The organism is Mucilaginibacter pedocola (assembly GCF_002013915.1).
Lineage (GTDB): Bacteria > Bacteroidota > Bacteroidia > Sphingobacteriales > Sphingobacteriaceae > Mucilaginibacter > Mucilaginibacter pedocola.
Genome location: NZ_MBTF01000002.1, coordinates 184204 through 201950, shown reverse-complemented (window position 1 = coordinate 201950; position 17747 = coordinate 184204). Strand labels below are relative to the sequence as shown.

Below are 17747 nucleotides of genomic sequence, written 5' to 3'. Positions count from 1 at the left end.
TTTTGATGCAACAAAGAAATAGTAAAAAAACGGGGCACTAAAAAGATCTAGACTAACGGGCTACAATTGTAGATGAACGGCTATTTATAGCTTTTTGCCCGTTCATCGGTAATTTTTGCCCGTTCGTCGAAAAACGGCGCCGTATCATGTAATTTAGGGGCTTTTTCACCATCAAAGTGCTACTTTAGTTACGTTCACATACACTAAATAATTAATGAGAAGGGCCTGGCAAATATTCTGGCATGCGTTTTTTTGGGTCTGCATGATGTCTTTCTTCATGTTTATTGCCTATAGCGGCGGGCGCAACAGTATAGAAAGCCTGGTGGTTATCTTCCTTCTCTTCGGCGTAGTAAATATTAGCTTGTTCTACCTCAACTACTTTTATTTCATCCCTCGGTTTCTAGATAAGAAGAAGTACTGGCAGTTTATTGTAACCGTTGTTGTAGGTGTAATTGCCATAGGGGTAGCCAAATACGGGCTGGCTTTACTTTTCAAAAGCATCATCCTCGTACGTATGGGGCGAGAGATAACCTTTTGGCAATACATCGTAAGTTCGGCCTTTACCAGCATTATATTTGTTTTCCTGAGCACGGTGTTCCGCTTCTCGGTAGATTGGTTCCTGAATGAACGAATACAGCGCGACCTGGAGAACCAGCGCTTAACGGCCGAGCTATCTTTCCTAAAATCGCAGATAAACCCGCATTTCTTGTTCAACTCGTTAAACAGTATCTATTCGCTCGCCTACCAAAAGTCGGATACTACGCCCGAGGCTATCCTGAAACTATCAGAAATTATGCGCTACATGCTTTATGAGTGTAACGACAACAAAGTAGACCTTGAGAAGGAATTGCAATACCTGCAAAACTATATCGACCTGCAGAAGATCCGTTTTGGTAACAAAGCCTTCATCAATTTTGAGGTGAATGGCGAAGTAACCCATCAGCATATCGCGCCACTATTGCTAATATCATTTATCGAGAACGCCTTTAAACATGGTGTCGCCAACGATCCCACATCGCCCATTGTTTTAAAAGTAAACCTGAGCGAAAGCCACCTATACTTTTTTATCCAGAATAAAAAGCATACCCATAACCGCGATGCATCGGGTGGTATTGGCCTGATGAACGTAAAACGCAGGCTCGACCTGCTTTACCCATCTAAATATAATTTAGAAATTCGCGACGAAAACGACACCTATACCGTTCAATTATCTTTAGTTTTATAACCATGATCAGATGCCTTGTAGTTGATGATGAGCCCCTGGCCCTCCACATACTGGAAGATTACATATCCAAAATACCGTTCCTCGAATTGGTGAAGGCAACTACCAACCCTATAGAGGCACTTACACTGGTGCAGGATGGCAGCATAGGGCTGGTATTTCTGGATGTGCAAATGCCCGAGCTTACCGGTATCCAATTCCTCAAAATAGCCAACGGCAAAACCAAAGTGATCCTATGCACGGCCTACCCGCAATACGCCTTAGAGGGTTATGAACTGGATGTAATTGACTACCTGCTTAAACCTATCGCTTTCGACCGCTTTTTTAAATCGGCACAAAAAGCCCAGGCGGTTATAGCTCCTGCAGCCAAGCCGGCCGTTGCTGCAGAACCGGCCAAACAAGATGATTTTTTAAGCGACTTTATCTTTGTGAAAACCGAGCATAAAATACAAAAGGTTTACCTGCACGATATTTTGTTTATAGAGGGGTTAAAAGATTATGTATCCATCTTCACGCCGACGGAGCGCATTATCACCCTGCAAGGCATGAAGAAAATGGAAGACGCCCTGCCCGAAAAGCATTTTATGCGGGTGCATAAATCATACATCGTAGCTATTAACAAGATCGACAGCATCGAACGAAGCCGCATTTTTATTGGCGATAAGATTATCCCAGTGGGCGATACCTATCGCGATGATTTCTTTAAGATAATTGACGGGAAGAATATTTAATTTGGGGGGGGATGTCAATATCGAGGGAAGCGAAGCGACGAGATATCCTGTACGGCTTAGTACTACCGCATTACATTAACGCTTAGCATAGCTGCCTTGCATGATGAACAAGATTTCTCACCCACCGCCGCACCACCCCTCGCTTCGGGATTCGAAACGAGATGGTGGTAATACAAACGGCCTTTGGTTTTCACCAAAGGCCGTTTATATTCTAACTTGCTTTATATCGACAGTATCTCTACTATCTTCAACAGGTTAGCGTTTATTTCGATGTGGTGCTTGCAGGCGTGTTCGAACGGTGTGTATGATAGTTCGTTGTGAATGATGCCTATCATTTCGTTACGGTGCCCGTCGCGCAGGGCCTCAACAGCAGCAGAACCTATACGGCTTGCCAATACCCTATCCATACAGGTTGGCTTACCGCCACGTTGAATGTGGCCCAGTATAGATACGCGGGTATCATAGTTCGGGAATTTCTCTTTTACCTGGCGGCCAACTTCAAATGCACCGCCCGCATCATCGCCCTCGGCAACCATCACAATTTTTGATGATTTATCCTTACGCCCGTGCTCAAGCTTGTCCATCAAAGCGTCAATATCACGCTTAGTTTCAGGTATTAAGATTGCTTCAGCTCCCGATGCAATACCGGTGCGCAAAGCGATCAGCCCGCTATCGCGGCCCATTACTTCAACAATAAATACGCGATCGTGCGATTCTGCCGTATCGCGAATTTTATCTACGGCATCAATAACCGTATTGATGGCGGTATCATAACCAATAGTAAAGTCGGTTCCGTAAAGGTCATTATCAATAGTACCGGGCAAGCCCACTATCGGGAAATCGAATTCCTGGCCAAAAATACGGGCACCGGTAAAAGTACCGTCGCCACCAATAGCTACCAGGCCTTCAATACCATGTTTCACTAACTGGTCGTAAGCCAAACGGCGGCCTTCCGGGGTGCGGAATTGTTCGCTGCGTGCGGTTTTTAATATGGTACCACCACGCTGGATAATGTTGGCAACCGATTTTACGTCCATCGGGAAAAGCTCGCCGTTTATCATACCCTCGTAGCCGCGGCGTATGCCCACAACTTCGATATTGTAGTATTTAGCGGTACGCACAACCGCTCTAATAGCGGCATTCATTCCCGGTGCGTCGCCGCCCGAAGTAAAAAGTCCTATTTTTTTGATTTGCGCCATCTTTTAGGGGGAACTTCCTTATCTGTATGTTTTGGTTAGTAACGGTACAGAAGGTAAAAGCCTTCTATACCGCTCCGGAAATTCGGGCGAATTTACACTTTTTTGACGAGAAACTTCGGTTAAAACTCGAATGATACGATTTGACGATAAAAATGATAGACTTTATTTACCGGCTTTGTATGCGGCAATGCCGCTATCGAGGTATTTTTTAAACGTGGCAATATCGCTCGCGCCTTGTGGTGTCACCAGTTGCTCGCCTTTCTCGTTTACAATTACATAAAAAGGCTGCGCGTTTGAGTTATACTTTGATATCTCGAAGTCGATCATCTTACCGCCTATAGTAGTTACTTTTTTACCCGTTACGCTCGATGTGTACTGCTCAGCTGCGGGCAAATCGGTTTTTTCATCTATCACCTGCTGTAATATTACAAATTCGCTTTGCAGGGTTTTCAATACCGCCGGATCTGGGAATACTTCCTGCTCCATTTTGCGGCAGTTAACACAGTTCCAACCTGTAAAATCTATCAGTACCGGTTTATGCAACTGCTTGGCAAGTTCCATGGCCTGGTCATAATCATACCATTCATCTAATCCTTTAACTTTCGGTAAGCGCTTAAACAACTCTTCGTATTTTTTCGGGCCTACATTAGCTGCCGACGCCGGTGCTGCTACAGTTGCGCTGCCACCGCCCGAAATATCAAAGTCCTGCGTGCTCAACGGTGGCAACAATGCACTGATGGATTTCAACGGCGCCCCCCATAAACCGGGTATCATGTAAACCGTAAACGCAAATGCTCCTATAGCAAAGAATGTGCGGGTTACGGTAAGGTATTGTACATCGCTATCGTGCGAGAACTTTATCTTCCCGATAAGATATAAACTGGTTAACAGGCCAATGGCTATCCATATAGACAGAACCACCTCGCGGTCTATCAAATTCCAGTGATAGGCCAAATCAACATTCGAAAGAAACTTTAGCGCCAGCGCAATTTCCAGAAAGCCCAATACAACTTTCACGCTGTTCAGCCAGCCGCCCGATTTTGGCAGGCTCTTTAACGCCGATGGGAACATGGCAAATAAAGTAAAAGGCAACGCTATAGCCAGCGAGAAACCGAACATCACAATTATTGGTGCTAAACGCTCGCCTTTTAAAAACGCATTAGCTAATACACCCCCAATAGCAGGGCCGGTGCAAGAGAACGACACTACCACCAAAGTAGAGGCCATAAAAAATATGCCGGCCAAACCGCCTTTATCTGAGTTTTCGTCGAGCTTGTTAGCCAGCGAGCTTGGCAAGGTTATTTCGAACGCGCCCAGGAACGACACGCCGAACACCACCAGCATCAGGAAGAAAAAGAAATTGAAAATGCCATTAGTGGCTAAACCATTAAGCGCTGCTGGGCCAAAAACCAAAGTTATCAGCAAGCCGAAAACTACATATATAAATATAATAGACAGGCCGTACAGGCACGATTGCCAAATAGCTTTAGCGCGGGTACCTCCCTTTTTAGTAAAAAAGCTAACGGTGAGCGGCAACATAGGGTAAACGCAAGGCAGCAAAAATGCCGCAAGCCCCCCCAAAAAGCCTACCAAAAACAACTGCCAAAGCGATTCGGAAGATGATTCGCCGGTTGTGCCGGCAGCTTTCCCTACTTCTGCTTTTGCTGCAATATCAACCTTAGCCTTAGCAGCCGAATCGGCCTTCTTACGAATGGCTATACTATCTGCAGCTGTTGGGATATCCGTAAAAGTTAATCCGGTATCAGTAGCCGCATCCTGCGTAGCAAAAGCTTTAAGCGGTACCGAAAAAGAAAAGGCAACTATCGCCAGTAACAATAATAAGGTGTTGCGCAGGCGAAATTGCCTTTTAAATAACGTCATCGGTATATAGGGCTTATTTGGCCAATGGGATAGAAAACTCCACCTCATCAGGCGGCAGGCATTTTACATTGTTGCAAACCATAAACTCAACCTTACCGGTAACAGCACTGGCTTTGGCCGACTTCAGTTTTATTTTTTGGCTAAACATTACTTCCTTTTCAAAATAGCCAACGTTCATTTTAAAAACGTCTTCGTATTTGGTAATGGGTTTTGGCTCTACAGTTTTACCCACAGGCGCATAATCTTTAGAAGGGGTAAAGGTGAACTCTGTTTTAGAAGGGCCGCCTTCTTTAACCGTTTGCGAATAAATGTGCCAGTCTTTTTGGATAGTAGCTTTTAAATATACTATAGCTTCGGTAGCGCTAACTTTTTTTGCCGCGTATGACCATCTTACCGGCGATTCTATTTGTGCGTGGGCCGCAGCGGTTATAACCATGGCCACTATCGCTAAAAATACTCTCTTCATTTTATGTGTTTATAAACTCTATTTCTTTTAAATTATACAACTCCTCACTCCCGTTCCGCTCAACAACCAGCAACCCGGTATCGGTAACGTTTGTTATTCGCCCTTCGAACGTTTCCCCGTTCGACCGATATTGCGCCAATTCGTTTAAGCGGTATAGTCGGCTCAAATAGGTATTCCTTACATCAGCTGTTTTACCTGCTTTTAATTTCAGGTACCAACCTTCAATGTGGTTGCAAATTTCAGCTAATATATTTTTTAAATCATAATCGGTTTGTAATATCTGCTTTACCGATATGGCGCTGCCTGCTGTTTCGGGATAGTTATCCTGGTTAACGTTTATGCCAATGCCAATAACAGAATTCCGTATTTGTCCGCCCTGTATCATATTTTCAATCAGCATACCGCCCAATTTGCGGTTACCATAATAAATATCGTTGGGCCATTTTATTTTCAGCGCATCGCCAAGCAACGGATGCAAGGCATCGTAAACTCCTAAGCTAACGGCGCTTGTAAGCCCGAATTGTTGCAGGGGCGATAAAAAGTGAGGCATTAATAAAAGGCTGAAAGTTAAATTTTTGCCGGGCTGTGCGTGCCACACATTTTGATGTTGCCCCCGGCCCGCGTATTGGTGCTCTGCCATAATGACCGTTCCCTCGGGAAATGGCTTGGAATTTGACAAAGATTCTTTTAGGAAATTGTTGGTGGAGTCTACTTCTTTAAGTGTCACTAAATTTTGTCCAACAAATAATCCTGAAAATATGTTATTTTGCAACGTATAATAATTTATAAACCCAAATCGTTCAAAACTAATTCTTTTTGATGGTAAAAAGTAAAGTGATAAATGAATCCACCTACATCTCTGAGTTGGCCATACACGGCATGCAGGAGAAAAAGGGGAACGAACTTGTGAGGCTCGACCTAAGGAACATTAAGAGCTCGGTGGCCGATTATTTTGTAATATGCCATGCCGATTCTGCCACACAAGTAAAAGCAATTGCACACAGTGTTGAAGAAGAAGTATACAAAGCCTTGCAACAAGACCCCTGGCGCAAAGAGGGGCTGGAACACGGCGAATGGATACTGCTTGATTATATTGACGTAGTTGTACACATCTTCCGTACCGATAAACGCGAGTTTTACGGGGTGGAAGACCTATGGGGCGATGCCGAAATTAAGTTCTATAAAAGCGCTTAACCAAAGCTCACAAAAAAAGAATTACGCGCCCTGTAAAAAATCATTAATATTGATGTTGAGCTTGTAGAACATGGAAAAAGATAAAAAGGCCGATGGCCAAAAACCGATACGGAAGATCCCTAATAAAAAAATAACGCCTAAACCGCCCAAGTTCAACCTGATGTGGCTTTACGCCATTGCCATTATTGGACTTTTGGTTGTGCCCACCTTTATGAGCAGCAACAGTGGTAAGGCTATAAACTTTCAGCGTTTTGCTACCAAAATGCTGAGAACGCGCGATGTTGATAAAATAAGCGCCTACAAAAATGGCGACCTGATAGTAGCCGAGGTTTACATTAAAAAGGATAGCCTGAACAAACCCGAATACCAGGATGCCAACAAAAACCAAAGCAACCTGAAGCTTAGCGCCGAAGGCCCGCAATACTACTTCACCGATGCATCTTACGAAAGCCTTAAACAATCTATAGCCAACGCAGATAAATCTGTTGGCGATGGGCAGGTAACTTCTATAGAGTATCAGCAAAGCAAAGAGAACCTGCTGAGCAACTGGTTGGTGCAATGCATTATAATGGCCGTGCTGCTGGTTGGCGTTTGGCTGTTTATTATGCGCCGTATGGGCAGTGGCGGTGGTGGCGGCCCGGGTGGCCAGATATTCAACATTGGTAAATCAAAAGCTACCTTGTTTGATAAAGAGGCCCAGGTCTCGGTTACATTTAATGATGTTGCCGGTTTGGAAGAAGCCAAGCAAGAGGTAATGGAAATTGTTGATTTCCTGAAAAACCCCAAAAAATACACCAACCTTGGGGGTAAAATACCAAAAGGTGCGCTGTTAGTAGGTTCGCCGGGTACAGGTAAAACCCTATTGGCAAAAGCTGTTGCCGGCGAAGCACAGGTGCCTTTCTTCTCATTATCGGGTTCCGATTTCGTAGAGATGTTTGTGGGTGTAGGTGCATCGCGTGTTCGCGACTTGTTCCGCCAGGCAAAAGACAAAGCTCCGTGTATCATTTTCATTGATGAGATTGATGCTATTGGCCGCGCACGTGGTAAAAACAATATAGTAGGCGGTAACGATGAGCGCGAAAACACGCTGAACCAGTTACTGGTAGAAATGGACGGTTTTGGTACCGATAGCGGTATCATTATCCTTGCCGCTACCAACCGTCCCGATGTTTTAGACAGTGCTCTGATGCGCCCGGGACGTTTCGACAGGCAGGTATCTATTGATAAACCTGATTTGATTGGCCGCGAGCAAATATTCAAGGTGCACTTAAAGCCGGTTAAATTATCTGATGGTGTTGATGCTAAAAAACTATCAGCTCAAACACCTGGTTTTGCCGGTGCCGAAATAGCCAACGTTTGTAACGAAGCCGCACTGATAGCAGCCCGTAAAAACAAAGAGGCTGTTGATATGCAGGATTTCCAGGATGCTATTGACCGTGTAATTGGCGGCTTGGAGAAAAAGAACAAGATCATCTCTCCGGAAGAGAAACGCATTGTTGCTTACCACGAGGCTGGCCACGCTATTGCTGGTTGGTTTTTAGAGCATGCCGATCCGTTGGTAAAAGTATCTATCGTTCCGCGCGGTGTTGCCGCGTTGGGTTACGCTCAATACTTACCAAAAGAACAGTTCCTGTACACTACAGAGCAATTGCTTGATGGTATGTGCATGACTTTAGGTGGCCGCGTTGCCGAGGATATCACCTTTGGTAAAATATCTACCGGTGCACAAAACGACTTAGAGCGCATTACCAAACTGGCCTACGCTATGGTTACCATTTATGGTATGAATGATAAAGTAGGTAATGTATCGTTCAACGATACGCAGGGCGAGTACCAGTTCAACAAGCCGTATTCTGAAAAAACCTCTGAACTGATTGATACCGAGGTACGCAACCAGATAAACGAAGTTTACCAACGCACTAAAAACCTGCTGATAGAAAAGCGCGAAGGTTTAGAGAAGCTGGCCAACAAGCTGATCGAGAAAGAGATCCTTTTCCAATCAGACTTAGAGGAATTGCTTGGCAAACGCCCATTTGATAACCGCACCACTTACGATGAGTTTGTGAACGGCGAGGGCGAAAGCAACCAGGACCCTGCTGCACAAAACCTGATTCACGAAGGCGTTAGCGACCACTCGGGCACCTTCGGCAGAAACCCTGCAGAAACAGGAAGCACCGCTTCGGAATAAGTTTTAAAAAAGAAGTTCGTAAAGTCTAAAGTTATAAGTTGCGCATCCCATAAAGGATTGACTTATAACTTTAGACTTTTTACTTTTGGCTTTATATGAGGGACATCACTACATCAAAAGAAAAACTGCTTAAAAAAGTGCGCAAGGCGCTTTTAGAGAAGCGTGATAACCCTTACCCCAGCCTGGAAGAGCTACCCATGTACCCGCCAAGCGAAGACTTGCCAGAGGTGGTTTTTGCAGAGCAATTTACGGCTGTAAACGGCCAATTTGTTTTTTGTGAAGACGAGGTACAATTTATAGAAAACCTGTTGGAACTTGCCGAAGAGCGCAAGTGGCATAAAATATACTGCTGGGAACCCGCGCTGCAACAAATTCTGAGCACATACGAATACCCTTACTTCGAGACAGATAAAGATTTTGAACAGGCCGAAGTTGGCTTTACGCTTTGCGAAGCGCTGATAGCCCGCAACGGCAGCATCATGCTATCTAATGGCAATGCCGCAGGGCGCAGGCTTAGTATTTATCCGCCGGTGCACATTGTTTTGGCTTACACTTCGCAAATGGTAATGGACCTAAAGGATGGGTTCAAACTCATTAAAGAGAAATATGGCAGCAGCATCCCTTCCATGATCACCACGGTAACCGGCCCAAGCCGCACTGCAGATATCGAGAAGACACTGGTGCTGGGTGCCCATGGGCCAAAAGAGCTATTCGTTTTTATGTTGGATGGTTAGGTCTTCTTTATTCACCGATTGCCAGCGATGCCATCGATTCTTTAAGATAGCTTAAGTTCGTCCAGTTTACACTCCTCTAATACCACTCGCTCCGTTATTGTTTTTTTATGGCCGCTCCATTTTATCAGGCGGATGCAGCCGCCCTCAATTTCTATCCCGGTGATGTCGCCGTCATCAAAACAGCAGCAACCTGTGTTAAAATAAGTATCCAAATAACCATTAAAGTTGGGCTGCGTATTGCCTTTTAGGTGTAACGCCGTTATTTCGTTTTCAATCTTAGTTATCTTATCGGTGTCTTCTGCATTTTTCGCAACCTCCAGCGCCACATACAGGTTTTCGAGATGTGTTAAAGAGCGAAACACCGGCTGATGGGTGTGCCCGGTTATCAGCAGCATGTCTTTTCGTTTACTGCTCCACTCGTACATAATGCGATTGTGGTCGGTTTTCATTTGGTTATTAAAAGCCGGGGTGTTTGGATTAATGCCCAAATAGCCCTGCAGCGGTCCCCAAATATCGGATACAAACCATTTGCTAAACCAATTACCATCGCTTTGGGCATCGCCCTGGTGCCCGTGCGTCATAAATATGGCAAGTTGTTTATGGTTAACGGTTCCCTGCAAAATTACCCCCTCGTATATGCGGATAGCCTTACCATATATCTGCAGCAGGCTTGCCATGGCCAATGGGTCGTTACCCCAATACAGGTCGTGGTTGCCAAATATTTTTATAAATCTATCGGCATCAATAAAAAGCTTCTCTTGTTCGAAAGTGGCTTTGTTATGCTTTTTTACCGTGAGAAAAGTGTTCTCCCATAGTTCTTCGCTATCACCGAGGTTGATATAAGTGAAACCGTTCTTATAATAATGAGTGAGAGCAGCCAGATAGGCGCGCTCGCAATTGGCAAACATGTCGGCACCATCGCGGGCACCTTTGTGTTGGTCAGATAGTATAATGAACTTGTCTTTCGCGCTATCTGTGGCAATTACCGGCCCTTTTTTACCCGGCTTATTGGTGATGCTTTTATAGAGGGCGTTTAGTGCTTTGTTTACCCGGGCTGTATTGGGCCGCGACGAGTATTTGTTTGCCAGCCGTAAAACCGGCTTATATAAAAGCTTTTGCAAAAAATTGCGCATGGCTGTATAACACGCCATGCCCTTAATTGTTGCCGGTAGATGCAGGGCCGTATTTAATGTGGATAGTTTAACATGCAAAATGGAAGGAGATGGTGGGGGCAAAGCCCCCAGCCTGTTCCTTCCGTCCCTAAATTCCCCCGAAGTAGGGATTAACTTTAAACGAGTGTTTGAGCCCACTCATTTTTAACACTTTCTTTCCCGATGCGGCAAGCGCCGGCAAAGGCACAATCAACTAATTATCTGTGTAACAAATTTCGTACGAAACCCATCATTATGGTATGGGTATATCACCCAATTGCACCGTTGTTTTCGCGGTATAAAATACCGTGAAAACACGGTGCTCGCGGGGTTCGGAAATCCTTTACCTTAGAAAGCGCATTTCCTGTATTAATTTAAATTCCCTCAACCATGTCAGAAAAACACACCGGTTTATCGCCACTCTCTAAAGGGATGGTAACCAAAACACAATTGAACGCCTTATCAAAAAACTTCTTTTCAAAACTTCAGGTATTGGATAATGGCCGCCACCGCTCTATAGATTGTTCGGATAGCAGGCACCCGGAAAAAGGCGACACCCGTGCTGTTATTTTTAATAGAAAAGATGTAGAAGCCCTTTTTGCGGCAAATCCTGGTTGCGACGGGCTTAAGGTTTATTTTGGCTTGCACGACAAGGAGATTTTCCCGTTGCCGGATGATAATAGCACCGATTATCAAAACAAGTTGATGGTAGTGTTGATAACCACCAGCGGGCAGGTAGAAAACATTAACGACGATGCCTCCATAGCGGGAAAAGGGTTGGATAACGGAAAACTGTGCCCGCCCAACATAGGTTGTTAATAGCCCTTTAATACCTATATTAGTGGCAATGCTCGACCAGTTATATTTATTTTTTGAAGCGCTGGCCTTTATTGTTTCGGTTATTCAATTGCCGAGGCTTAAAAACACCGCCTATAAATACTTTGCGCCCTACCTTCTGTTTATTTTAGTTTACGAGTTTGGCACCATAAACAGGTGGTTTGGCATAAACGGAAGTAATTTGTGGGCGGCCAACATCACGTTATTTATTTTTTTCCTATTCTACAGCCTTTTTCTGCGCAGGCTTATTAAAACACCTGTATTTAAAAAATGGGTATCAGCAGCTATACTGTTATCCGTTTTTTGCTCCATCATCAACAATATTTTTTTTCAGGGCTTTTTCAAATTAGACTCTGCAACCATCCTATTACAATTTGCCATACTGGTAATTATAACCTGCGTGTACTTTTACGAATTAATGAATTATACGCACGTGCATTTATCCATTGTTTCGTTACCCGGATTTTGGTTAAATACCGGCTTACTGTTTTTCTGCCTCGTTAACTTTTTAATTTACGCATCATTTGCTTTCTTAGCATATCAACAACTTATGGAGTTTAATTTATTATTTACAATTGTAGCTAACCTTGCAATTGCTATATTATACTCCTGTTTAACAGTTTCGTTTTTATGCGCCCGGAAAGTCAACAGCTTATTGTAATTATTATTGCAGGCACTATAATGCTGCTGTTGCTGGGCATATTTATCATCAGCTTTTTGTTTTTTTACCAGCGTAAGCACAATAACCATATTACCGAAAAAGAACAACAACAGGCAGCTTTTAAGCAAGAGCTGTTAAAAACGCAAATAGAAATGCAGGAACAAACCCTGCACTATGTAAGCCAGGAAATTCACGACAATATAACCCAGGTATTGTCTTTCGTTAAAATGAACCTGGCCTTAACAGGCAACCTCAGTGAAACCGCACGAACAAGCAAAATAGACGAAAGCCGCAAACTGGTTTCGCAAGCTATAACCGATCTTCGCGACCTATCTAAAAGCCTCAGTTTTGAACACATTGCACACTTAGGTTTGGTAAAAACCATCGGCATAGAGGTAGAGCGATTGAATAAAAGCAGTATAATGGGTTCCTCGCTGGATGTTCAGGGCAACTCGTTCTCGTTGGGCAACGAACGCGAGTTGGTATTGTTCCGCATTTTTCAGGAAGCGCTTAATAATGTGCTTAAACATTCGGGCGCCAAACAGTTCAATATATCGCTGCAATACCAGCCCGAGTTATTTGAGATGGCCATTATCGATGACGGCGCCGGTTTTGAAATGAATGCTACCACAGCAAACGGTTCGGGCTTGCGGAATATGCAAAACAGGGCTGCAATGGTGGGCGCAACAGCAGCAATTAACAGCCAACCGGGTAAAGGCAGCAAAGTAACCGTCACCATTTCCTCGCCGGTACAGGCACATTAATTCGGTACAAATACCCACTTTTGTTACAATGCTGGTTTACACATATTTTATTTTTGAAGTATTGGCTTTTTTGGCTGCATTGTGGCGATGGCCAAAAATGCAAGGCACTCCCTATAAATATTTCGTGCCTTATCTATTATATGTAGTTATTTATGAGTACGGCAGCCTGCAAGATTGGTTTGTTATCAACCACTCAAACCTGTATATCGCAAACATTAACATATCCATTGCTTTCTTTTTTAACAGCTTATTTTTAACATCGCTTTTAAAAACGCCTCGTTTTAAAAAGGCCGCAAAAATCGCAATTATACTATCCATACCTTTTGCCGCTATTAATATGGCGTTTTTTCAAGGTTTTTGGCGGCTCGATACCGCTACTATACTGCTTTAATATGTGATCATCATCGTTTTATCCGGCCTGTATTATCACGAACTATTGCGGTATTCGCACGAGCGCTTATCTATCATTCAACTGCCGGGCTTTTGGCTCAATACCGGCTTGTTATTTTTTTGCCTGCTTAATTTTTTGGTTTACAGCTCATTTGCCTACGGAGCCTACAACAACGATTACAGCTACTTCATTATGTTTGCCAGCATCTCCAATATCGCTATTGCCATTTTATATAGTTGTTTAGCGATCTGTTTTTTTAAAGTTAATAACCAAAAGCTAAACACAACTCCGTAGCACAGTAGCACAGCCCCATTAACAACCGGCATAAACAGGTATGTTATTTTGAAAGTTAAACATATCTTCGCGACGTGTTGCAGGTATTAGTGGTATGGAGATAAAAATTTATTATTGCTTTGAGCTTTTGGCCCTACTAACGGCCTTTATCAAAATTAAGCAGCTTTCAGCTTCCCGGTACCGGTATTTCCCCCTCTTTTTGTTATTTATAGTTGCTTACGAAACAGCCTCGTTTTACAAAGTATTCTCGGTAAACCATAGCAACCTATGGGCAGTTAATATAGTAGAGCTCATCGAGTTTATGTTTTATTCGTTCAGCATTTATACTAATTTAGGTACGGCACGCTATAAAAGGCCTATTTTAATAGCTATCGTAGGTTCAATAATCTATAGCGTGTTGAGTTTGCTGCTTATACATGGTTTTTGGAAACTCAATATCAGCGGTATATTACTGCAAACGCTGGTAATTATAGTTGCCTGCGGGGTCTATTTCCGCCAACTGATATCGCTCCCCTCGGCACAAGCGTTCAACTTATTAAAGCAGCCCGGGTTTTGGCTCAATACCGGAGTATTGTTCTTTTACCTTGGCGAGTTTTTATTTTTTGCATCGTTTAGCTATCTGGCTTACAAAAACAGCTTTGCCTACCTGCAATTTTGGATGGTGGTTAGCAGCATAGCAAACGTTTTATTGTACGGCTGCCTTATTGCCTGTTTTTTATACGTTAAACCCTCAACCCGTTAACCTCGTATAAGGTGATTGATGGTTTTATGCTATTGCAATTTCATTTATGTTTAGTTAATTTAACCATCGCGAATGCCGGCTCCTTTATTTTACTATTGTATATTGATAGTCAACAAGAAAGGGGTTAAAAAATTAGCAATTAATAATCGCCTTAAAATGGCAGCGGGCGGTAGCGTCCGCTTAACCGGCAAAGGTTTTTGTATGCAATAATTATTGTCCCCTCTTACAACAAACGTATGCCAACGGATGCCGTCGAGATAGTGCTGGTTGATGATCATCGCCTTTTTAGGGGCGGGCTTGTATCGCTTATACAAAGCCTGGGCAATTATAAGATCATTTTCGAGGCCGACAACGGGTTGGAACTTACCCGAAAGCTATCGCCCCAGCTAAAGCCGGATATTATTATTTTAGATATAAACATGCCCGTAATGGGTGGCATAGAAACCGCCCAATGGCTGCGAAGCAATTACCCCGATATTGCGGTGATCATACTATCGATGTATGAGGATGCTGAGAAAGTTTTGGCAATGGTAAAACTTGGCGTAAAAGGCTATTTGTTAAAAGATGCTGAACCCCTGGAGTTTGAAACAGCCCTTACCAAAGTTGCGCAGGGCGAAATATACTACCCCGATTTTGTTACCCGCCACCTTGTAAATAGTTTTAGCCACTCGGCTGCCAATATTAAACTAAATGCCCGCGAGCTCGAGTTTTTAAAACTGGCAGCAACCGAACTCACCTATAAAGAAATTGCTGACGAAATGAACGTTAGCGCCCGCACCGTTGACGGTTACCGCGACCAGCTTTTCGAAAAACTGGAGATTAAAAGCCGTGTTGGCCTGGCACTTTATGCGGTAAAAAACAATCTCATATCTTTGTAATTTGCTAATAAAATTAGCAAATTTGTTCTCATGGCACATGAGGAGAATCCCGATTTTTTTAAGGGAAGAGGGGCGCAGGTAAACACGCACAACAAATTTCTGAAGAACAAATACGTACTGGACCACGTTGAGGGGCTGGACGAACAATTGCTGGAAGATACCCGCACGCAGCTTTTTGAGGAAAGCCCCAAGAAGATCGTCAGCGAATCTAACAGCCCCGACCTCGGGCGTTTTGTATCTATAAACCCCTACCAAGGCTGCGAGCATGGCTGTATTTATTGTTATGCTCGCAATACCCACGAGTATTATGGCTTTAGCGCCGGGCTCGATTTCGAGCGAAAGATAATTGTAAAACGCAACGCGCCCGAACTTCTCGAAAAACATTTTAACAAACGAGGGTACGAGCCGGTTGCCATGGTATTGTCGGGCAATACCGATTGTTACCAGCCCATAGAGCGTAAACTGAAGATAACCCGGGGTCTGCTGCAGGTTTTTCTGCAATATCGTAACCCGGTAAGTATTATCACCAAAAACAACCTGGTGCTACGCGATTTGGATATTTTAACCGAAATGGCGGCCATGAAACTGGTGCATGTAAATGTATCGCTCAATTCGTTGAACGAAGCGCTACGGCAAAAACTGGAACCCCGTACGGTAACCGGGATCGGGCGGCTGGCTGTAATAGAAAAACTATCCGAAAAAGGCATACCTGTGCGTGTAATGGTAGCGCCCATTATCCCCGGATTGAACAGTAACGAAATGCCTGATATTATTAAAGCTGCTGCCGACCGGGGCGCATTGGCTGCAGGCTTTACGATAGTACGCCTCAACGGCAGCATTGCCGAAATATTTACCGACTGGGTACACAAAGCCTTCCCCGACCGTGCTGAGAAGGTACTGAACATGGTACGCGCCTGCCACAACGGCAACCTGAACGAGAGCGACTTTGGCCGACGCATGAGCGGCGACGGGCACATAGCCAACTCTATACATCAACTATACCGCATGGCTTGCGTACGCTTTCTTTCAGGAAGGGAAATGCCGCAATACGACCTGAGTTTGTTCAGGCCGAAAGGTGGGAAACAGATGGGGTTGTTTTAGGAGGATATGTTTGCCCTGTTAAAACCCACTGTATCCCGATAAATTTGCGGGCTTATATCAGCATTCGTTTTAAAAAACCGGCTAAAATAGCTCTCGTCGGTATAGCCAAGTTCGTAGGCAATTTCTTTTACCGGTTTATTGGTAAGATACAGTTCGCGTTTGGCTTCTATTACTATGCGCTCTGTTATAAGATCTGTAAGCGTTTTATTAAAATGCGCCTTTGTAATTTTTGCCAACGCTTTGGGTGTAATATTTAAAAGATTGGCGTACTCGCTGGCAGTATGGTGCGTTCTAAAATGCTGTTCTATATTATCTTTTAGTTTTTTCAGTATAAAAGGCTGCTTAACCTCATTTGTAATAATCTGTCCTTCGGCTGTTTGTTGCCGTGCTTTAAGGCGTGAAGCTGTTATTAAAACAATCTTTAGGTACGAAAGTAACAACTCGTATTGTGCCAGGGCTACGTTTTGCATTTCGGCTTTTATCTGCCCTAACATCAGCTCCAGGGATGCAGTGGTTGCTTCATCAAGGCGCAAAAATGGCGGATCGTATATATTGTTGAATAAAACCCCATTGCATGCTATTTCTTTTTGATGCTTATGAATGCAGAAGAAATCCGGGTGAAAATTAAGTGCTACACCATATATACCATCCTGCGGACTTATCATAAAAGGTTGATAAGGCGAAAAAGCGAAAAGCATACCGGGCATGAAAGAGTATTCACTAAAGTCTGCTTTCACGATACCTTCCCCTTGTTTTATCCAAATAAGCGAATAATAATTATTTCGCTGTATATGATCAAAATAACTATTATCGCTGAAACTGAATAATTTGAACGCCAGGTTCCCGGTTAGCGGGTTTACCAATGTAAAGCTCTGTTTGCCGTCCATGTTGTTACAGCTTACGTTCACTTTCGCTTATGGGCATGTCATTAATGCTGGCGTATCTTTTTTGCATGTAACCGTTCTCATCAAACTCCCAAAGCTCGTTGCCATAACTACGGTACCATTGGTTGTTTTCATCATGCCATTCGTATTCAAAACGCACAGCCATACGGTTTTCCCTAAAACCCCAAAGTTCTTTTTTTAGCTTGTAGCCCAATTCTTTCTGCCATTTGCGGGTTAAAAAAGCCTTTATCTCGTCCCGCCCGTTTATAAACTCAGTTCGGTTACGCCACTCCGAATCAATGGTGTACGCCAAACTAACTGTTTCAGGGTCACGGGTATTCCAAGCGTCTTCTGCCATTTGCACTTTTTGCAGTGCGGTTTCCATATTAAATGGAGGTATGGGATATCGTTTTGTCTCTGCGTTCATAT

Annotated in this window: 18 protein-coding genes; 11 read left to right on the top strand and 7 right to left on the bottom strand. The window is 43.8% G+C overall.

The window, feature by feature from the left end; translation table 11 throughout:
- The first annotated feature begins 214 nt into the window (after positions 1-214).
- On the top strand, positions 215-1225 hold the full coding sequence (locus BC343_RS05245; RefSeq protein WP_078346682.1) for a sensor histidine kinase: 1011 nt from the start codon (positions 215-217) through the stop codon (positions 1223-1225).
- Positions 1226-1227: 2 nt separating this feature from the next.
- A complete protein-coding gene (locus tag BC343_RS05240; protein ID WP_078346681.1) occupies positions 1228-1953 on the top strand; it encodes a LytR/AlgR family response regulator transcription factor in 726 nt (241 codons plus the stop codon).
- Between the two features lie 221 nt (positions 1954-2174).
- Here BC343_RS05240 and pfkA read toward each other — a convergent pair whose 3' ends face one another.
- The 4 genes from pfkA to BC343_RS05220 form a co-directional block, all read right to left on the bottom strand.
- Positions 2175-3152 (bottom strand): 6-phosphofructokinase, encoded by a 978-nt coding sequence (gene pfkA / locus BC343_RS05235; protein ID WP_078346680.1) that lies wholly within the window; start codon positions 3150-3152, stop codon positions 2175-2177.
- A gap of 162 nt (positions 3153-3314) precedes the next feature.
- Positions 3315-5033 (bottom strand): protein-disulfide reductase DsbD family protein, encoded by a 1719-nt coding sequence (locus BC343_RS05230; protein ID WP_078346679.1) that lies wholly within the window; start codon positions 5031-5033, stop codon positions 3315-3317.
- A gap of 13 nt (positions 5034-5046) precedes the next feature.
- Entirely contained in the window at positions 5047-5499 is a 453-nt protein-coding gene (locus tag BC343_RS05225) for a protein-disulfide reductase DsbD domain-containing protein (RefSeq protein WP_078346678.1), read from the bottom strand.
- Position 5500: 1 nt separating this feature from the next.
- Entirely contained in the window at positions 5501-6226 is a 726-nt protein-coding gene (locus BC343_RS05220) for a biotin--[acetyl-CoA-carboxylase] ligase (protein ID WP_238381705.1), read from the bottom strand.
- A 92-nt stretch (positions 6227-6318) separates the two neighbouring features.
- Here BC343_RS05220 and rsfS point away from each other — a divergent pair, with 92 nt between their 5' ends.
- From rsfS to BC343_RS05205, 3 genes are all read left to right on the top strand, one after another.
- Entirely contained in the window at positions 6319-6693 is a 375-nt protein-coding gene (rsfS, locus tag BC343_RS05215) for a ribosome silencing factor (RefSeq protein ID WP_078346676.1), read from the top strand.
- A gap of 70 nt (positions 6694-6763) precedes the next feature.
- Entirely contained in the window at positions 6764-8881 is a 2118-nt protein-coding gene (ftsH, locus tag BC343_RS05210; RefSeq protein ID WP_078346675.1) for an ATP-dependent zinc metalloprotease FtsH, read from the top strand.
- A 95-nt stretch (positions 8882-8976) separates the two neighbouring features.
- The gene (locus BC343_RS05205; RefSeq protein ID WP_078346674.1) at positions 8977-9615 is read left to right on the top strand and encodes a LutC/YkgG family protein; all 639 of its coding nucleotides are present in this window, start codon (positions 8977-8979) and stop codon (positions 9613-9615) included.
- Between the two features lie 41 nt (positions 9616-9656).
- Here BC343_RS05205 and BC343_RS05200 read toward each other — a convergent pair whose 3' ends face one another.
- Positions 9657-10766, bottom strand: a complete 1110-nt coding sequence (locus BC343_RS05200) for a metallophosphoesterase family protein (protein ID WP_238381704.1) — start codon at positions 10764-10766, stop codon at positions 9657-9659.
- Positions 10767-11156: 390 nt separating this feature from the next.
- Here BC343_RS05200 and BC343_RS05195 point away from each other — a divergent pair, with 390 nt between their 5' ends.
- From BC343_RS05195 to BC343_RS05160, 6 genes are all read left to right on the top strand, one after another.
- Complete coding sequence (locus BC343_RS05195; RefSeq protein ID WP_078346673.1) at positions 11157-11585, top strand: hypothetical protein; 429 nt, start codon at positions 11157-11159, stop codon at positions 11583-11585.
- A 648-nt stretch (positions 11586-12233) separates the two neighbouring features.
- Positions 12234-13028 (top strand): sensor histidine kinase, encoded by a 795-nt coding sequence (locus tag BC343_RS05185; protein WP_078346671.1) that lies wholly within the window; start codon positions 12234-12236, stop codon positions 13026-13028.
- A 394-nt stretch (positions 13029-13422) separates the two neighbouring features.
- Positions 13423-13713 carry a hypothetical protein gene (locus BC343_RS05175; RefSeq protein WP_078346669.1) on the top strand — a complete coding sequence of 97 codons (291 nt, stop codon included), beginning with the start codon at positions 13423-13425 and terminating at the stop codon, positions 13711-13713.
- A gap of 199 nt (positions 13714-13912) precedes the next feature.
- On the top strand, positions 13913-14455 hold the full coding sequence (locus BC343_RS05170; protein WP_162276825.1) for a hypothetical protein: 543 nt from the start codon (positions 13913-13915) through the stop codon (positions 14453-14455).
- A gap of 236 nt (positions 14456-14691) precedes the next feature.
- Positions 14692-15333 (top strand): response regulator, encoded by a 642-nt coding sequence (locus BC343_RS05165; RefSeq protein ID WP_078346667.1) that lies wholly within the window; start codon positions 14692-14694, stop codon positions 15331-15333.
- A gap of 30 nt (positions 15334-15363) precedes the next feature.
- The gene (locus BC343_RS05160; RefSeq protein ID WP_078346666.1) at positions 15364-16434 is read left to right on the top strand and encodes a PA0069 family radical SAM protein; all 1071 of its coding nucleotides are present in this window, start codon (positions 15364-15366) and stop codon (positions 16432-16434) included.
- On the opposite strand, the gene BC343_RS05155 is transcribed toward BC343_RS05160, so the two are convergent.
- Complete coding sequence (locus BC343_RS05155; protein ID WP_078346775.1) at positions 16431-17321, bottom strand: helix-turn-helix domain-containing protein; 891 nt, start codon at positions 17319-17321, stop codon at positions 16431-16433. The two genes, BC343_RS05160 and BC343_RS05155, sit on opposite strands and share 4 nt — an antisense overlap.
- A gap of 4 nt (positions 17322-17325) precedes the next feature.
- Positions 17326-17703, bottom strand: a complete 378-nt coding sequence (locus tag BC343_RS05150; RefSeq protein ID WP_238381703.1) for a nuclear transport factor 2 family protein — start codon at positions 17701-17703, stop codon at positions 17326-17328.
- Positions 17704-17747: the final 44 nt, after the last annotated feature.